Source organism: Xanthomarina sp. (assembly GCF_035306705.1).
Lineage (GTDB): Bacteria > Bacteroidota > Bacteroidia > Flavobacteriales > Flavobacteriaceae > Xanthomarina.
In genome coordinates, this window is record NZ_DATGNO010000078.1 from 23879 (window position 1) to 40643 (window position 16765).

At 36.0% G+C, this 16765-nt stretch carries 13 protein-coding genes and 1 tRNA gene; 12 read left to right on the top strand and 2 right to left on the bottom strand.

What is annotated here, in order from left to right:
- Positions 1-81 precede the first annotated feature (81 nt).
- Complete coding sequence (gene dusB / locus VKY47_RS06640) at positions 82-1074, top strand: tRNA dihydrouridine synthase DusB (protein WP_324311442.1); 993 nt, start codon at positions 82-84, stop codon at positions 1072-1074.
- Here the strand turns inward: dusB and VKY47_RS06645 are convergent.
- Both VKY47_RS06645 and rbfA read right to left on the bottom strand, forming a co-directional pair.
- Positions 1071-2276 carry an ABC transporter permease gene (locus tag VKY47_RS06645; protein ID WP_324311444.1) on the bottom strand — a complete coding sequence of 402 codons (1206 nt, stop codon included), beginning with the start codon at positions 2274-2276 and terminating at the stop codon, positions 1071-1073. The genes dusB and VKY47_RS06645 overlap by 4 nt on opposite strands.
- The gene (gene rbfA / locus VKY47_RS06650) at positions 2277-2672 is read right to left on the bottom strand and encodes a 30S ribosome-binding factor RbfA (protein ID WP_324311446.1); all 396 of its coding nucleotides are present in this window, start codon (positions 2670-2672) and stop codon (positions 2277-2279) included.
- A gap of 190 nt (positions 2673-2862) precedes the next feature.
- Here rbfA and mce point away from each other — a divergent pair, with 190 nt between their 5' ends.
- The 11 genes from mce to VKY47_RS06700 all read left to right on the top strand — a co-directional run bounded on the left by mce (position 2863) and on the right by VKY47_RS06700 (position 16619).
- Positions 2863-3267, top strand: coding sequence for a methylmalonyl-CoA epimerase (mce, locus tag VKY47_RS06655; RefSeq protein ID WP_324311448.1), 405 nt, complete (start codon positions 2863-2865; stop codon positions 3265-3267).
- A gap of 87 nt (positions 3268-3354) precedes the next feature.
- Positions 3355-3428, top strand: a tRNA-Ile gene (locus VKY47_RS06660).
- A 47-nt stretch (positions 3429-3475) separates the two neighbouring features.
- On the top strand, positions 3476-3763 hold the full coding sequence (locus tag VKY47_RS14460) for a GIY-YIG nuclease family protein (RefSeq protein ID WP_414731216.1): 288 nt from the start codon (positions 3476-3478) through the stop codon (positions 3761-3763).
- 410 nt (positions 3764-4173) lie between these two features.
- Entirely contained in the window at positions 4174-5448 is a 1275-nt protein-coding gene (locus tag VKY47_RS06665) for a ribonucleotide-diphosphate reductase subunit beta (protein WP_324311450.1), read from the top strand.
- 1 nt (position 5449) lies between these two features.
- Entirely contained in the window at positions 5450-7237 is a 1788-nt protein-coding gene (locus VKY47_RS06670) for a ribonucleoside-diphosphate reductase subunit alpha (RefSeq protein ID WP_324311452.1), read from the top strand.
- 224 nt (positions 7238-7461) lie between these two features.
- On the top strand, positions 7462-8181 hold the full coding sequence (locus VKY47_RS06675; protein ID WP_324311454.1) for a DsbA family oxidoreductase: 720 nt from the start codon (positions 7462-7464) through the stop codon (positions 8179-8181).
- A gap of 50 nt (positions 8182-8231) precedes the next feature.
- Positions 8232-8426, top strand: a complete 195-nt coding sequence (locus VKY47_RS06680) for a hypothetical protein (RefSeq protein WP_324311456.1) — start codon at positions 8232-8234, stop codon at positions 8424-8426.
- A 578-nt stretch (positions 8427-9004) separates the two neighbouring features.
- The gene (locus tag VKY47_RS06685) at positions 9005-10900 is read left to right on the top strand and encodes a T9SS type A sorting domain-containing protein (protein WP_324311458.1); all 1896 of its coding nucleotides are present in this window, start codon (positions 9005-9007) and stop codon (positions 10898-10900) included.
- Between the two features lie 256 nt (positions 10901-11156).
- On the top strand, positions 11157-12215 hold the full coding sequence (locus VKY47_RS06690) for an efflux RND transporter periplasmic adaptor subunit (protein WP_324311460.1): 1059 nt from the start codon (positions 11157-11159) through the stop codon (positions 12213-12215).
- An 8-nt stretch (positions 12216-12223) separates the two neighbouring features.
- Entirely contained in the window at positions 12224-15313 is a 3090-nt protein-coding gene (locus VKY47_RS06695) for an efflux RND transporter permease subunit (RefSeq protein ID WP_324311461.1), read from the top strand.
- Entirely contained in the window at positions 15300-16619 is a 1320-nt protein-coding gene (locus tag VKY47_RS06700) for a TolC family protein (protein ID WP_324311463.1), read from the top strand. Before VKY47_RS06695 ends, VKY47_RS06700 begins: the two co-directional genes overlap by 14 nt.
- Positions 16620-16765: the final 146 nt, after the last annotated feature.

Here is a 16765-nt window from a genome sequence, read left to right on the forward strand (position 1 = left end):
CCTTAACCTTTCAGTCTCTAAGTTTCGAGATCGTAAAGGTTTAGTTCAAAAATCGATTAATTTAAATAAACAAAAATACAAGTGGTAAAAATAGGTAACATAGAACTTCCAAATTTCCCATTGCTATTAGCTCCAATGGAAGATGTTAGCGATCCACCTTTTCGTGCGTTGTGCAAGGAGCAAGGCGCGGATGTCGTTTATACAGAATTTATTTCTAGCGAAGGCTTGATTCGCGATGCTGCAAAAAGCATTATGAAATTGGATATATATGAAAAGGAACGCCCAGTTGGAATTCAAATTTTTGGAGCCAACTTGGAGAGCATGCTACAAACCATAGATATTGTTGCAAAATCGAACCCAGATATCATTGATATCAATTTTGGGTGTCCAGTAAAAAAAGTGGTTAGCAAAGGTGCAGGAGCAGGCATTTTAAAAGATGTGTGCTTAATGGAACAACTAACTGCCGAAATGGTAAAGCGGACTAACATTCCAATAACCGTAAAAACCAGATTGGGTTGGGATCACGATTCGATACGTATTGTTGAGGTTGCCGAAAGACTTCAGGATGTGGGCTGTAAAGCCATAGCAATCCATGGGAGAACGCGAGCTCAAATGTATAAGGGAAATGCCGATTGGAGACCTATTGCCGAAGTAAAAAATAATCCACGGATGCATATTCCGGTTTTTGGAAATGGCGATGTAGATACTCCAGAACGCGCCATGGAAATGCGCGATATTTATGGGTTGGATGGTTGTATGATTGGTCGAGCGACTATTGGAAATCCATGGTTTTTTAAACAAGTAAAACACTTTTTTAATACTGGAGAACATTTAGGTCCAGTAACTTTAGAAGAACGCGTAGAGGCTGCTAGACGTCATTTACAAATGGCTATTGGTTGGAAAGGGGAGAAATTAGGGGTTTTTGAAACTAGACGACATTATACCAACTATTTTAAAGGGATTCCTAATTTTAAGGAGTACCGAACAAAAATGGTTACTAGTGATGAATCAAAAGATGTGTTTGAAGCTTTTGATGAGGTTTTAGATGCATATTCGGATTATCTGGTTGTTTAATTTTCGACCAGATTTTTAGAAATTCTAACAGAAGCTATTTTTGAAGCAAGAATGCCTAAAACAGAAATGGTAACAAACACGATAAGTATATTTTCTGCTTTTAAAGTTACCGGATAAGGCAAGCTTGGAGTAATCATTATCAGGGAAAAAGTTTGTTGCAACCAAATAATCAAGCAACCTATTATCAGGCCAATTAAACCTCCCACAAGGCTCATTAAACTACCTTGCAGGAAAAAGATATTTCTAATATTTGAAATAGTAGCTCCAAGACTAAACAAGGTTTTTAAGGTGTTCTTTTTATCCAAAATCATCATAATAATGGAGCCAATCACATTAAAAAGAGCAATAATCAGCACGAGAGTAAAAATTAAATACACGGCTAAATTTTCGGTATTTAGCATTTTATAAAGAGCATCGTTTAATTGTGCGCTGTTTTTCAAAATTATTTTATCACCTAAAACCGAAGTAATTTCTTTTCTGGCTTGAGCTTCAGTAACGTTTTCTTTTAGTTTAAATTCAATAGCTGTCACTTCATTTTCCTCATAATTAAGAAGTGCCCGTGCCATATCAATAGGCGCATAAATATATTTATCGTTTAAATTTTCATTCACGTCAAATACACCAACATTAACAGCATCAAAAGTATTAAAAGCTTGATTTGCAGAAGTAATCTGTCCTTTTCCGGGTTTAGGAACATAGAGGTTAATACGTTTTCCATAATTTAAAACCCCAAAAGACAAGGTGTTTGCAATTCCCCAACCAGAAACAATTTGATTGGTTCTTTGAGTGAGCCAACTCCCTAAAGCAATCACAGAATCGACAGCATTTACAATTTCAAAATTTTCGTCAACACCTTTAATATAGGCATTTGGATAGCTTTTATCTTCAAAGGAAATAAACACACGTTCCTCTATTATTTTGGAATAAGATGCCACACTTTCCAGATTATTTAACTTAGAAAATTCGTCTTCAGAGATTAAAAAAGATTTCCCAACTGAAGCTTCGGCTTTTAAATCTGGATCGATAATAGATGTAAACTGTAAGGTGAAATCTTTTAAACCTGCAAATCCAGAAAGAACAATAAAAAGAGATGCCGAACCAAGAACAACACCAATTGCGGCAATAATGGTAATAAAATTTATAGCATTGTTGGAGCTTTTAGAAAGCAAATAACGTCTGGCTATGTACAACGAAAAATTCAACTACGATTTTTTACGTTTATCCAAAAGATCAGGATTGTTTAATGGATTATCCTCACCTTTTAGAGACTTATCTATTTTCTCGATATACTCTAGAGAATCGTCTAAAAAAAACTGAAGCGCAGGCATACGTCTCAATTGATGTTTGGTTCGTTGTGCCAATTCATGTCTAATTAAAGGGGCATTGGACTTAATACCTTCCATTAGTTCTTTGGCTTTAGCGTTTGGAAAAATGCTTAAATATACTTTAGCAACAGATAAATCTACCGTTACTTTTACCTGGGAAACTGAAATAAGAATCCCTTGCATTCCACCTTGTGTGGCAGCACCTTGTAGCACTTCTACTAAATCGCGTTGTAAAACAGATCCTATTTTCTTTTGTCTTTGACTCTCTTCCATAATATTGCATTTTTAAAAGTCATTTAAATTCTAATTTCTAAAAATTAAGAATCTTGACATTTATTATAAAACCCCATTAGGGATTTTCCACCTTGCAAAAATAACCATATTTAAAGATTATATTACTTTTGAGGCTAAAATTCGTAACTTATACCAGTAAATTTAAATGGTATTTACTAAAAATATAAAAATGAATAAGATTGAACATATAGGTATTGCTGTTAAAAATTTAAAAGAATCCAACGTCTTATTTTCTAAGTTGTTTGGAAAACCACATTATAAAACGGAAGAAGTTGCTACCGAAGGTGTCAACACATCTTTTTTTCAAGTAGGAGAAAATAAAATCGAATTACTGGAAGCCACCAATGCCGATAGTCCGATAGCCAAATTTATTGAAAAGAAGGGCGAAGGCATTCATCATATTGCCTTTGATGTTACAGACATTGAAGCTGAAATAGCTAGATTAAAAAACGAGGGTTTTATTGTTTTAAATGAAACTCCAAAAAGAGGAGCAGATAATAAATTAGTGGCATTTTTACACCCAAAATCTACCAATGGTGTATTAATTGAGTTGTGCCAAGAGATAAAGGAATAAAAATACTTTGAGAGTATTAAAATATGTAGTAATATTGCACTCTCTTTGTAAAAAAGGAGAAACGTCGATTTAGCATTCATGCTAATGGGTCCTATAACTCAGCTGGTTAGAGTATCTGACTCATAATCAGAAAGTCCCTGGTTCGAGCCCAGGTGGGACCACCGGTAAAACCAAGCCTTACAGAGATGTAAGGCTTTTTTTGTTTATTATGGATTGTTGTTATATTATCTACAGTAAAAATGCAGATCGCTATTATGTTGGATCGTGTCAAGATTTTGAATCTCGCCTAGCCAATCATAATGCAGGAACTTATGGTAAAACTTCTTATACATCCTTTACAAATGATTGGGAACTTTTCTTAAAAATAAACACGTCTACTTTTTCTCATGCTAGGAGAATGGAATTAAAGATCAAGAAAATGAAGAGCCGAGCTTTTATTATTAATCTTAAGAAGTATCCTGAGTTAGTTGAAAAAATAAGAAGAGAGAGTATCTGACTCTTCCGATAATTATCGGAACAGAAAGTCCCTGGTTCTCCCGATAGTTATCGGGACAGGTGGGACCACCGGTGAAACCAAGCCTTACAGAGATATAAGCTTTTTTATTTTCAGGCTTTAAAAGTAGAATCTAGTTCGCTTTTTCTATAATAAAATCTTCAAAACACCCTTAAATTTCCGCTTTTATTAGTGAACTGTCATATTTTATAAAATAGTTACTTAACTAAAACCAAGTGCAAATCCTAAGTGGGCTTTAGTAAATTAGGATTTCCAACATTTATAATTAACTATGAAAATTACAAATGTTGATAACAATGTGGAAAACCTCATAGAGAATTTGCACAATCATTAGGAATAAAGGTAGACCTTTATGATCGCTAAATTCCTAATCCCTCAAACCATACAACAACATGAAAATTATTTCTGTTTTAAAAAGAGATTTCCTTACGGAACCCTTTGATTTAAACAAGATTACCAATGCTATTTTAAAAGCAATGACAGCCGTTAAACACGGGGAACTTGTAGATGCCGAACGTATTTCTAATATGGTTTTTACCTCTTTGTTAGAACGAAAAGAACTTGATGTAGACTATGTGCCAACCGTTGAAGAAGTACAAGACTTTGTAGAGACCAAACTTATGGAAAGTGGTTTCTTTGATGTTGCTAAAGCATATATTTTATACCGAAATGAACAGTCGAAAAAACGCAAAAGCAATATTTTTGAAAAACGCATCAATTTAAAGCCTTACGAGTATCCAGATTTATATGAATATGTTCCGGCTATTAGACATTCGTATTGGATCCATACCGAATTTAATTTTACAAGTGACGTTCAGGATTTTAAAACCTTACTGTCGGGGCCAGAGCGTACCGCTATAAAAAACACCATGCTAGCTATTTCTCAAATTGAAGTGGCTGTAAAAAACTTCTGGGGCGATATTTACCATAGAATGCCTAAGCCAGAAATAGGTTCGGTAGGTGCCACATTTGCTGAAAGCGAAGTGCGCCATCACGATGCATATTCGCATTTATTAGAAGTTTTAGGATTAAACGAAGAGTTTAAAAACCTGAAAAAGAAGCCTGTAATCATGAAACGTGTGCAGTATTTAGAAACTGCACTTAAAAATGCAAAAAGTGACGATAATAAGGAATATGCAGAATCGGTTTTGCTTTTTTCACTTTTTATTGAACACGTGTCTTTGTTTTCCCAGTTTCTAATTATCATGGCATTTAATAAGCATAAAAACATGCTAAAAGGAATTTCCAATGTTGTGGAAGCAACTTCTAAAGAAGAGCAAATTCATGGCGATTTTGGTATTGATGTTATTAAAATTATAAAATCTGAAAATCCAGATTGGTTTGATGCCGAATATCAAGTTAAGATACAAGACATGTGTCGTGAAGCCTTTGACGCCGAAAGCAAGATTATAGATTGGATTTTTGAAGATGGTGAATTGGATTTCTTACCAAAAAATCTAGTAAACGAATTTATAAAGGACCGCTTTAATAGTTCATTAGAAAGTATTGGCATTGATAAAATATTCGATATAGACTTGGATCTCCTGGCAGGAACCGAATGGTTTGATGATGAAATAATAGGCACCAAACATGGAGATTTTTTCGTAAAACGCTCAATCAATTATAGTAAAAGAACACAAAGTATAACCAGTGATGACCTTTTTTAATATGAACAATAGTAAACTTACTCAGGATACAGAAGCTAAAACCTCAAACGACAACGACCTACTTGTAAAATCAAGAAAAGAAGCGCTTAAAAACAGCAATCAAAAAGCCAGCGAGGGTTTTGAATGGTTAACAGAACATAGCCGAAACTTTTTAGCACTAGGCTATTTATCTGAAGGTATGACAGCAGAACAACGCATTCGTGAAATTGCGGATCGCGCAGAAGAGATACTTCAAATACCGGGATATTCCGATAAGTTTTATGGTTATATGTCTGAAGGTTTTTATTCATTAGCATCACCAGTTTGGTCAAACTTTGGAAAGAAAAGAGGTCTTCCAATTAGTTGCTTTGGTTCTCATGTTTCGGACGATATGGGTAACATATTATACACCCAATCTGAAGTTGGAATGATGTCTAAGCTAGGTGGTGGAACATCGGGATACTTTGGTAAAATTCGCCATCGTGGAGCCGAAGTAAAAAATAATGGTCAAGCTTCAGGAGCTGTACATATTATGCAGCTTTTTGAATCTATGGTCGATGTAGTAAGCCAAGGTTCAGTAAGACGCGGACGTTTTTCACCGTATTTGCCAGTGGAACATCCAGACATTATGGAATTCCTGGAAATTGGAACTGAAGGAAACCCAATTCAGGAATTGACGCATGGCGTTACAGTTACCAATCAATGGATGCAAGAAATGGTTGATGGCGATGATGAAAAGAGAGCTATTTGGGCTAAAGTATTACAGAGAAGAGGTGAAATGGGCTATCCATATATTTTCTTTAAAGACAATGCCAACAACGCAGCAGCCGATGTGTATCGCAAAGAAAACCATACCATTTATGCCAGTAATTTGTGTACAGAAATCATGTTACCATCAAACGATGACTGGTCTTTTGTTTGTGTACTATCTTCAGTAAACTTATTACATTATAATAAATGGAAAGATACCGATGCGGTTGAAACCATGGTTTATTTCCTAGATGCAGTAATTACCGAGTTTATTGAAAAATTAGAAGCTTATAGAGATTCTGAAAACAGAGAAGATCGTCAGACTTTTCTATTTATGGAACGCGCTTACAATTTTGCAAAAGAAAATCGCGCATTAGGATTAGGTGTTTTAGGATGGCATTCCTTATTACAATCTAAAATGTTGCCATTTAACAGTCAGGAAGCTTATAGTTTAAATAGTGAAATTTTTAAACTTATTAAGGATAAATCTTATGCAGCTTCAGAAGAGTTGGCAGTAAAATTTGGCGAGCCAAAAGTTCTTAAAGGTTATGGCAGACGTAATGCTACATTAAATGCCATTGCGCCAACAACTTCGTCGGCTTTTATTTTAGGTCAAGTATCTCAGGGAATTGAGCCTATTTGGTCCAATATATATGTGAAGGATATTGCTAAAATTAAAACAACGATTAAGAACACATATTTGGAAGCATTATTAGAAGAGAAAGGAAAAAATACGCAAGAGGTATGGTATAGCATTAGAGATTTTGACGGCTCTGTACAACACCTTGATTTCTTAACAGATTTAGAGAAAGACGTGTTTAAAACTTATTCTGAAATCGATCAAATGGATATTATTTATCAAGCTGCCAATCGTCAGAATCATATTGATCAAGGGCAATCGGTAAACATCATTGTACATCCAGATATGCCTGTTAAGGAGATTAATAAAATTCATATCACAGCTTGGAAATTGGGCTTGAAATCCTTGTATTATCAACATAGTATGAATGCAGCTCAAAAATTTAAACAGAAAAAAGAATGTACAAGTTGTGAGGCTTAACATTCAATATTAGTTTTTGAAATAATATTAAAAACCCGTCTTTTGAGATGGGTTTTTTTTTCTCGCTCCCCAAAAAAATAATTACTAACCTATGAAAACGACCTAATTTTGTAAGCTATTCCACTATTTTATGACTAAGTATGGAATGATGACTCGTATTATAAAGTAAGTTACTTTGTAGTAATATGAAGAAAGAAAAATTTAATTCATTAAATAAAACAATAATGACAAATAAAATGAAAATAGAAATTTGGAGCGACGTTTTATGTCCATTTTGCTATATTGGAAAGCGAAATTTTGAAAGAGCTTTGGAACAATTTACCGATAAAAACAGTATTGAAGTAGAATGGAAAAGCTTTCAATTAGATCCATCCATGCCAGAGGTTGCAACAAATAGCTACATAGATTATCTTGTAAAACATAAAGGTATGCCTGTAGAGCAAGTAACAGGCATGTTAAATAATGTAACACAATCTGCCAAACAAGCAGGATTGGAATATAATTTAGACAAAGCTGTTATGGTCAATTCATTACAAGCCCATAAACTCATTCAATTTGCTAAATCAAAAGGGTTAGGTAACGAAGCAGAAGAACGATTATTTTTAGCTTTTTTTACAGAAGGAAAAAATATAGCCGATTTGGATACCTTAACCCAATTAGCTAAAGAAATTGGCCTGGATGAAACTGAAGTAAAAACAGCTTTTACTAATGAGAAATATGCTTCTCTTGTAAACCAGGATATGCAAGAAGCCAAACAAATTGGCGTTCAAGGCGTTCCGTTTTTTGTGTTGAATAGGAAATATGGTATTTCGGGCGCACAGCCTTCTGATGCATTTTTAGATAATTTAAAACAAGCATTTTCAGAATGGAGAGCACAAAATCCAGAAATAAATCTAGAGGTTGCGCAAGGACAAAGCTGCATACCAGACGGAATGTGCGAATAGAAAGGATTTGGCGAACCATAAGATGACATGTAATTAATAAATAAATGAGTATGAATAAAGGCGGGTTTTCTTGGAAAAGATTAATTGGCTATTCTGCTGCAAAAGCAAAAGTTTCACGAAAAATAGGAATTCCATTAACAAAAAGTGGTCGTGATCAAAAAATTGGGAGAATTGTTTCAAAAGGATGTCTAGGGATGTTAGCGGCGATTAGTTTACCAATTCTTGTTTTCATCATTTTTTATTAATAGAACTTGTAACACGTAATAGTAATAGCTTCTAAGTATTTTTTAAAACTATATTAAAAAGCCATCTTTCGGGATGGTTTTTTTTTTGACTCAAATTTTTAAAGTAAAGCCATTATTATTCTAAGCTTATAATTAGTCATCATCAAGATGAAATATAGTTTCAGTAGCATTGTAGTATATAATTTAATCTTTCTTCATTACTTTTTTTCATACCTAAAAGCGACATTATTTTAAGTTGTCTTTTATATAAAAAAACCTATATGTCCATTGAGTTATTAAGATACTGCTACTTGATTTAAGTGACTTCAAAACCTTGTTAATTAAGTAATTATGCCGTTTTGCTTTTGTTATGTTGATTGGAATTGATTTTTTTTAACTAGTTTTAACAGCTATTTTCTCACTACTAACTTAGTTGTTAATAACAAATCATGTAAAACACTGCGTTTTTAGTTTACTGATATTTAAAAAATCAATAAACATATCATCTGTGTTAGGATTAGGGGAATATAAAAATCAATTATTTAATCTTTAATCAAATTTTTATGAAAAAAACGACTTTTTTATTTTTTGTATTCCTGATGTCTGCCTTCTTTTGGCAAGGCTATGCACAGACGGGTAATACCTGTGGTGACCCTCTAATAATTACAGGGCTACCCTTCTTAGTTACCGACAACACGTCAAACTATGGCGATGATTATGGGCCTGCTGACCGTCCACCTCTTGCTACTGGTGCAGTTGGAAACCCGAACGCCTCTTACCTAGGCGGAGACGATGTGGTGTATAGTTATACTCCTGCCGCCAATGGATCTATTGATATTTCCGTGACAAATCACGGTACTTGGGCTGGTGTTTTTGTGTTTACAGGATGTCCTTTCGCCAGCACGGTTGGCGGACATACAACTTCATCCTCTTCAACAGAGCTAAAAGTTAATTCTCTCCCTGTTGTTTCTGGAGAGACTTACTATATCGTTATCTCGACTTATGCTGCGCCTCAATCTACTTCTTACACTCTTAATGTGAGTGAGAATCTGCCTGATTGTCCTATTCTACAAGCCAATATTGGGGATGCATGTGATGATGGAAATCCAAATACTGTTGGTGATGTTGTAACAGCAGATTGTGAATGTCTTGGTGAAGCCGCTGGTTCTGATACCTGCGCCGATGCTATAGCTTTAGTTTGTAATGCTAGTCCTGTAACCTATTCTCCTGTTGGTTCAACTGCTGTTGCACCGTCAGGATGTTCTATTGGAGCTAATGGTATTTGGTTCTCTTTTTTAGGTACTGGTGCTGATATTACCATTAATTCCTCAGCTGATTTTGATCACAAAATGTCCATGCAAACGGGTGCTTGTGGAGCATTAGACTGGATTGCTTGTAAAGATGGTTCTTCTGGTGCTGAAACTTATACGATTTCATCTACTGTAGCTAATCAAATGTACTATGTGTATGTTGCTCATTTTAGCACTATCACAAATCCTACAGGCACTATCACAATCAGCCTTGATTGTGCTGTAGTTCCAAATTGTACTGCCCCAGCATTGACTCTTGCAGTTCAAGATGCTGTTGGCGCTCCAATTGTTGATTGTTTAAATACGGGCGATGAATACTATGTATTGGCAACGCTTTCAGGTGGAGATGGTAACACGTCTTACAATGTATCTGCTAATGCTGGAAATGTAGTTGAAGTAACGGCTAATGGCTTTGTTGTTTTAGGTCCATTCGCTCAAGGTGTTGCTGCAAATGTTAATGTTGTTGGTGTTCAGGATCAAGATTGTGTAGTTACAGCAAGTGCTAGTTCACCTGCATTATGTCCACCGGTTAACAACGATTGCCAAGGTGCTTTACCTCTTGTTTGTGGAGAAACAATTACTGGTAGCACATTTGGAGCAACTGCTTCGGGATTATCGGCAACATGTGGGAATTACACCTCTTCTACTGCACGCGACCTATTCTATTCTTTTGAAGCGGATGGTTCAAGCAACTATACCATTTCATTAGATGCGGCTGGTTCTGGATCTTTTGATGGAGTTCTTTTTGTATATTCAGGTGCATGTGGTTCACTTGTAAGCCTTGGTTGTTCAGATTCAGGTAACCCTGAAGAAATGGAGCTTCTAGTTCCAGCTGCAGGTACTTATATTGTTAGATTTTTCCGTTATTCAGGAACAGGTGATTTTAGCTTAACCACTACTTGTAACTCATTGTCTATAGAAAACAATAATTTACTATCAGCTGTAAGCTTGTATCCGAACCCAATGAATGGTAATGCATTCTATATTAATGCTCCAAAATTAAATGGAGAAACGCTTTCAGTAACTGTAAATGACATGCTTGGAAGAGAAATCCAAAACGGCCAGTATGTTATTTCTGATGGTAAGGTAAAAGTAGACCTGAACCAAGATACAAACGACGGTATTTACCTAGTAACACTTTCTTTAAAAGGAGAGAATCATGTTTTTAGGGTAGTAAAGCGTTAATTAATTTATAAGCCATATTTAAAAATATGGAATAAAATAAAAGAGGGATTCCAGAAATGGATCCCTCTTTTTGGTTAAAAGGTAGTAATAGCTAATATGTGTTTATTAAATGTATAGAATTCCGCTAATTTGTTGAATCACAAAACAACATTCTCTTAAATATTGTTAAAATAAAACTAACTTCAGCTGCTTCTAAGATTAAAAAATTAGATTTGTGATATTAGGAAGGATCCTTAACTACTAGATCTCAATTTTAATGAAAAAAAGATACATTCTTTTCACGCTTATTATCTGCGGAATAGTTGCGCTTATTGCCTACCGAATCAGTGCAAATTCTAAAGCCAGCGGTCCAAAAAACGCACAAAGAACAATCAACGTCATGGGCGTTGAGGGGAAAGTCCTCAAAGCCGAAAAATTTGCTGAGAACCTGACCCTTTCAGGTACCTTGGAAGCCAATGAGGAAATTCAAATTAGAAGTGAAATTTCAGGAATTGTAGAAAGCATCAATTTTGAAGAAGGGAAAAAGGTTTCAAAAGGGCAAATTCTTTTTAGAGTGAATGATATAGAGCTACGTGCCCAATTATCGCAAGTAAAAACAGCCCAACAGTTAGCTTCTGAAAATCAGAGAAGAGCCAAACTTTTATTGGATAAGCAGGCTATAAGCCAGGAGGAATTTGATGTAGCCAACGCCGATTTTGAATCTGCACGCGCCCAATCCGACCTCATAGCAGCGCAATTATCAAAAACAACTGTTCGTGCGCCTTTTGCTGGAACCATAGGTTTACGCTCTATTTCTAAAGGTACTTATGTAACACCTTCAACGCCAATTGCCAATTTGGTTAATACAAGTCAATTAAAACTCACATTTGCTATTCCAGAAAAATATGTTTCGCGAATGAAAGTAGGCACCTCCTTGACCTTTACTACATCCGATTCCAAAGAAGAACATACTGCAAAAATTTACGCCTTAGAGCCTCAAGTGGACATTGCCACAAGAACTTTAAGGATGAGAGCTATCGCAGAAAATAAGGACGATAAATTGTATCCAGGAACTTTTGCTAACGTAAGCTTACCGCTTGAAACCGTTAAGGATGCTTTACTTGTTCCAACAGAAGCCTTGATTCCTATCCAAAACGGAAAAAAGATATTTGTAGCAGAAAATGGAAAAGCTAGAGAAGTAGTGGTGGAAACTGGAGCAAGAACAGACAGTGAGGTGCGTGTGCTTTCAGGAATTAAAGTAGGAGATACCATTTTAACTTCTGGAGTTATGTCGCTCCGAAATGGCACGCCAATAAAAGTGAATTTAAAGAATTAATCTAAACGATGAGTTTATCTACCTTAAGTATTAAACGTCCTGTATTGGCTATAGTCATGAATTTGACCATTATGCTCTTTGGGATTATTGGCTTTACTTATCTTGGAGTACGGGAATTTCCTTCTATCGATCCAGCACAAATATCTGTAAGTACCAGTTATTCGGGTGCAAATGCTGATATTATTGAATCCCAAATTACAGAACCTCTAGAAAAGGCCATCAATGGTATTGATGGGATCAGGAATATTACGTCTTCAAGTAACCAAGGTTCCAGTAGAATTAGTATTGAATTCAACCTAGATAAAGATCTTGAAGAGGCTGCCAATGATGTGCGTGATAAAGTATCACAAGCCATAAGAAGTTTACCTCAAGATATTGATGCCGCACCTGTGGTTTCAAAGGCTGATGCCGATTCTCGTGCTATTATTTCCATGACAGTTCAAAGTGATAATAGAAACATTTTGGAGCTTACAGATTATGCGGATAATGTTTTAGCCCAACGTTTGCAAACTATTCCTGGAGTTAGTAGCGTCCAAATTTGGGGACAGCGCAAGTATGCCATGCGTTTATGGATCGATCCTTTAAAATTAGCATCTTATGGTGTTACTGTATCTGAAGTAAGAAAAGCGTTATTATCTCAAAACGTCGAGTTGCCTTCAGGTAAATTAACGGGAGCCAATACCGAATTGACCATAAAAACGATCGGCAATTTATCTACCGAAGAAGAATTTAATGATATAATCATCTTCGCTGAAGATGGGAAAGTGGTGCGTTTTAGTGATATAGGAAACGCCACTTTGGAAGCCGAAAATATGGAAACCAAGTTGAGCGACTCTGGGCAGCCTATGGTTGCTTTGGCCATTGTACCACAACCTGGAACCAATTATGTGGCCATAGCGGACGCCTTCTATGAGGAATTTGAGAAACTTAAAAAGGATTTGCCAGCCGACTTTAAGTTGAACATTGTGATTGACGATACCATATTTGTTAAACGTGCCATCACCGAGGTTGTTGAGACTTTAGCGATTTCTATTGTTTTGGTTATTTTGGTCATCTTTTTCTTCTTTAGAAATTGGTCCATTGCCATGCGTCCACTAATCGATATTCCGGTATCCTTAATTGCCACATTTTTTATCATGTGGATGTTTGGGTTTTCTATAAATGTATTGACATTGCTTGCTATCGTACTTGCCACAGGATTGGTGGTCGACGACGGGATTGTGGTTACAGAAAACATCTATAAGAAAGTGGAAGAAGGCATGTCGCCAATTGAGGCCGCGATAAAAGGTTCCAATGAGATTTTCTTTGCAGTTATTTCTATTTCAGTAACTCTGGCAGCCGTATTTCTTCCTGTTATTTTCTTGGAAGGTTTTGTGGGCCGATTGTTTAGGGAATTTGGTGTTGTTATTGGTGCTGCGGTATTAATTTCAGCATTCGTCTCCTTGTCATTAACGCCCATGTTGAATGCCTATTTGATGAAACCTGGGAAGCAGAATGAAACTAAGTTTTATTTATATACAGAACCATTTTTTGTGAAGATGAATAAAACCTATGCCAGTTTATTGGAAAAATTCATGAGGAATAAATGGTGGAGCTTTCCTGTATTAGCTATCTGTATTGTGATGATTGGGTTGTTTTATAGTTTGCTTCAAAAGGAAACAGCACCTTATGATGATAGAAGTTATATTGGACTAAATGTAACGGCTCCAGAAGGTGTATCCTATGAATATATGGATCGGTTTATGACAGAGATGACCGATTTAATCAATGACTCTATTCCAGAAAAAAAGGTGAGTTTGATTATTACTTCTCCAGGTTGGGGAGCATCGTCTGTCAATAGTGGCCGTGCTACCATTGCATTAGTGGATCCTAGTGAGCGCAAGCGTTCACAAAAAGAAATTGCTGAAGATCTCTCTCGATGGACCAAAAACTATGAAAATGCCCGGGTAAGTGTTTCAGAAACACCAACCATTGCTGTAAACAGAAGAGGAGGGATGCCAATTCAATACATCATTCAAGCACAGAATTTCGAGAAATTACAAGAAAAAATTCCTGAGTTTATGGAAGAAGCGGGAAACAATCCAGTTTTTTCCAATACCGATGTGAATTTAAAATTCAACAAACCTGAAATCTATGTTACTATTAATCGTGATAAGGCAAAGAATTTGGGCGTTTCCGTTTTAGACGTTGCACAAACATTACAACTATCATTAAGTGGTCAACGTTTCGGTTATTTCATGATGAATGGCAAGCAATACCAAGTTATAGGACAGTTTGACAAGAAGGATCGGAGCAAGCCTATGGATCTTAGATCCATGTATGTGAAAAATGATAAAGGAGAATTGATCCAAATGGATAATTTAGTGACAACCGAAGAACATAGTAGTCCGCCACAACTCTATCACAACAACCGTTACATGTCTGCCACGGTTTCTGCAAGTTTAGCACCAGGGATGAGTATTAGTGATGGTATTGATGCCATGGAGAGTATTCGAGCGAAGGTTCTGGACGATTCTTTTACTACCGATTTAGGTGGTGAATCTCGAGATTTTGTGGAAAGTAGTTCTAATACAATGTTCGCTTTTGGATTGGCATTATTACTTATATTTCTTATTTTATCAGCACAATTTGAAAGTTTTATAGATCCATTTATTATTATTTTAACAGTGCCAATGGCTGTTGCTGGCGCCTTGTTTTCACTATGGCTCTTTGGTCAGACCTGGAATATTTTCAGTCAAATTGGAACCATCATGTTAATTGGACTCGTTACTAAAAACGGTATTTTAATTGTGGAATTTGCCAACCAACTTCGACAGGAAGGTGTGGAAAAACATGAGGCTATTTTAAAAGCTTCAGAGTCAAGACTACGTCCTATTTTAATGACGAGTTTAACCATTGCTTTAGGTGCCCTGCCAATTGCAATATCGTTTGGAGCTGCTTCTACAAGTCGTATTGGTATGGGAGTTGTTATTATTGGAGGCACAATGTTTTCCCTTGTTCTTACTTTATTCATCATTCCTTCTATTTATATGATGTGGTCGAGAAAGAGAAAACACCGTCCAGAATTTGATAAAATTGATAGTTATGAAAACGTTTAATCTCTGGCCACTATATTTATGTATCTGTTTGGGAATATTCTCCCTTAAAACACATGCACAGGAATTGTTGACACTTGAACAAGCTGTTGAAATTACCTTGGAAAACAATTACGACATTCGCTTGGCAAAGAATGAACTAAGGGTGGATTCTCTTGGTGTAAGTCCCGGCTTAGCAGGAATGCTTCCACGAGTTTTTGCACAGGCAAACACTAATAATAGCATCCAAAACATTACGCAAACACGTTCTGATGGCAACGTTATAGAATTGGATAATGCTCGAAACAACAGTTTTAATTATGGTGTTGGATTGGATTGGACCATTTTTGATGGTTTAAGCATGTTTGCACGCTACGACCGATTAAAAGAGCTTGAAAACTTGGGGAAGGCAGAATTGCAAAGCACCTTATTAAATCAAGTGAGCGCTGTTATGAGTACGTATTACGATTTGGTCCAACAACAACAGCAATTAACCGCTTTAGACAGTACGCTAGTGATTTCGAGACAGCGCGTAGAACTTGCGGATAACCGATTTAGTATTGGTAAAGCATCCAAGTTAGAAGTACTCAATGCAAAAGTAGATTTAAATACAGACAAGACGCATTATGTCAATCAAAGTGAATTGTATGTCAATACGAAGATCCGACTGAATGAAATTATGGCTAGAGATCCAAAAATCGAATTTAAAGTGGTGGATGATGTTTTGATTGCCGATAATTTGAAATTGGATGATTTGGAACAATTGTCTATGACCCAAAACCCAGAATTACAGAGGCAACTTATAAATAAGCGTATTTCCGAACTGGAGTTAAAGCAGATTAAGGGCAATCGCTTTCCAAAAATATCTGCAATAACAGGATATAATTTCAATAATTCAGAATCGAGCTTGGGCTTTACCACAAAAAATAATGCCCAAGGTTGGAACTACGGATTTGCAGCCAGTATTGATATCTTTAACGGTTCCAACCAAAACAGGAATGAAAAAATAGCAAAGGTCCAAATTGAAAACACAACTCTTGCCATTGCCCAACAAAAACAAACTATTATATCGCAATTAAATAGCGCATTCCAAACCTATTTAACGAATTTAAATTTGATAGATTTAGAAACGCACAATGAAGAAATTGCAAAGGAAAACCTGGATATTACTTTGGCTAAATATAAAATAGGAACCATTCCAACCATCGAGTTTAGAGCGGCACAACTTAATTATATTAGAGCCACCTTGCGTTTGAGTCATGCCAAATACGAAGCAAAACTATCAGAGATTACATTAAAGCAACTCACAGGAAATTTATCATTCCAATAGGATAAATAATCTTTTTTTACATTTAAAATCCCGTACGGACAGGTCGCGACCTGTCCCAAATCAACAGGAAGAATCCTTCCGTTAATAGGAAGAATCCTTCCTTTAACAGGAAGAACCCTTCCGAGGTTAACAGGAAGAACCCAACC

Coding starts and splice junctions, on each gene's coding strand:
- rbfA (WP_324311446.1), bottom strand. CDS start 2,672: ATGGAAGAGAGTCAAAGACAAAAGAAAATAGGATCTGTTTTACAACGC.
- mce (WP_324311448.1), top strand. CDS start 2,863: ATGAATAAGATTGAACATATAGGTATTGCTGTTAAAAATTTAAAAGAA.
- VKY47_RS14460 (WP_414731216.1), top strand. CDS start 3,476: ATGGATTGTTGTTATATTATCTACAGTAAAAATGCAGATCGCTATTAT.
- VKY47_RS06665 (WP_324311450.1), top strand. CDS start 4,174: ATGAAAATTATTTCTGTTTTAAAAAGAGATTTCCTTACGGAACCCTTT.
- VKY47_RS06670 (WP_324311452.1), top strand. CDS start 5,450: ATGAACAATAGTAAACTTACTCAGGATACAGAAGCTAAAACCTCAAAC.
- VKY47_RS06675 (WP_324311454.1), top strand. CDS start 7,462: ATGACAAATAAAATGAAAATAGAAATTTGGAGCGACGTTTTATGTCCA.
- VKY47_RS06680 (WP_324311456.1), top strand. CDS start 8,232: ATGAATAAAGGCGGGTTTTCTTGGAAAAGATTAATTGGCTATTCTGCT.
- VKY47_RS06685 (WP_324311458.1), top strand. CDS start 9,005: ATGTCTGCCTTCTTTTGGCAAGGCTATGCACAGACGGGTAATACCTGT.
- VKY47_RS06690 (WP_324311460.1), top strand. CDS start 11,157: ATGAAAAAAAGATACATTCTTTTCACGCTTATTATCTGCGGAATAGTT.
- VKY47_RS06695 (WP_324311461.1), top strand. CDS start 12,224: ATGAGTTTATCTACCTTAAGTATTAAACGTCCTGTATTGGCTATAGTC.
- VKY47_RS06700 (WP_324311463.1), top strand. CDS start 15,300: ATGAAAACGTTTAATCTCTGGCCACTATATTTATGTATCTGTTTGGGA.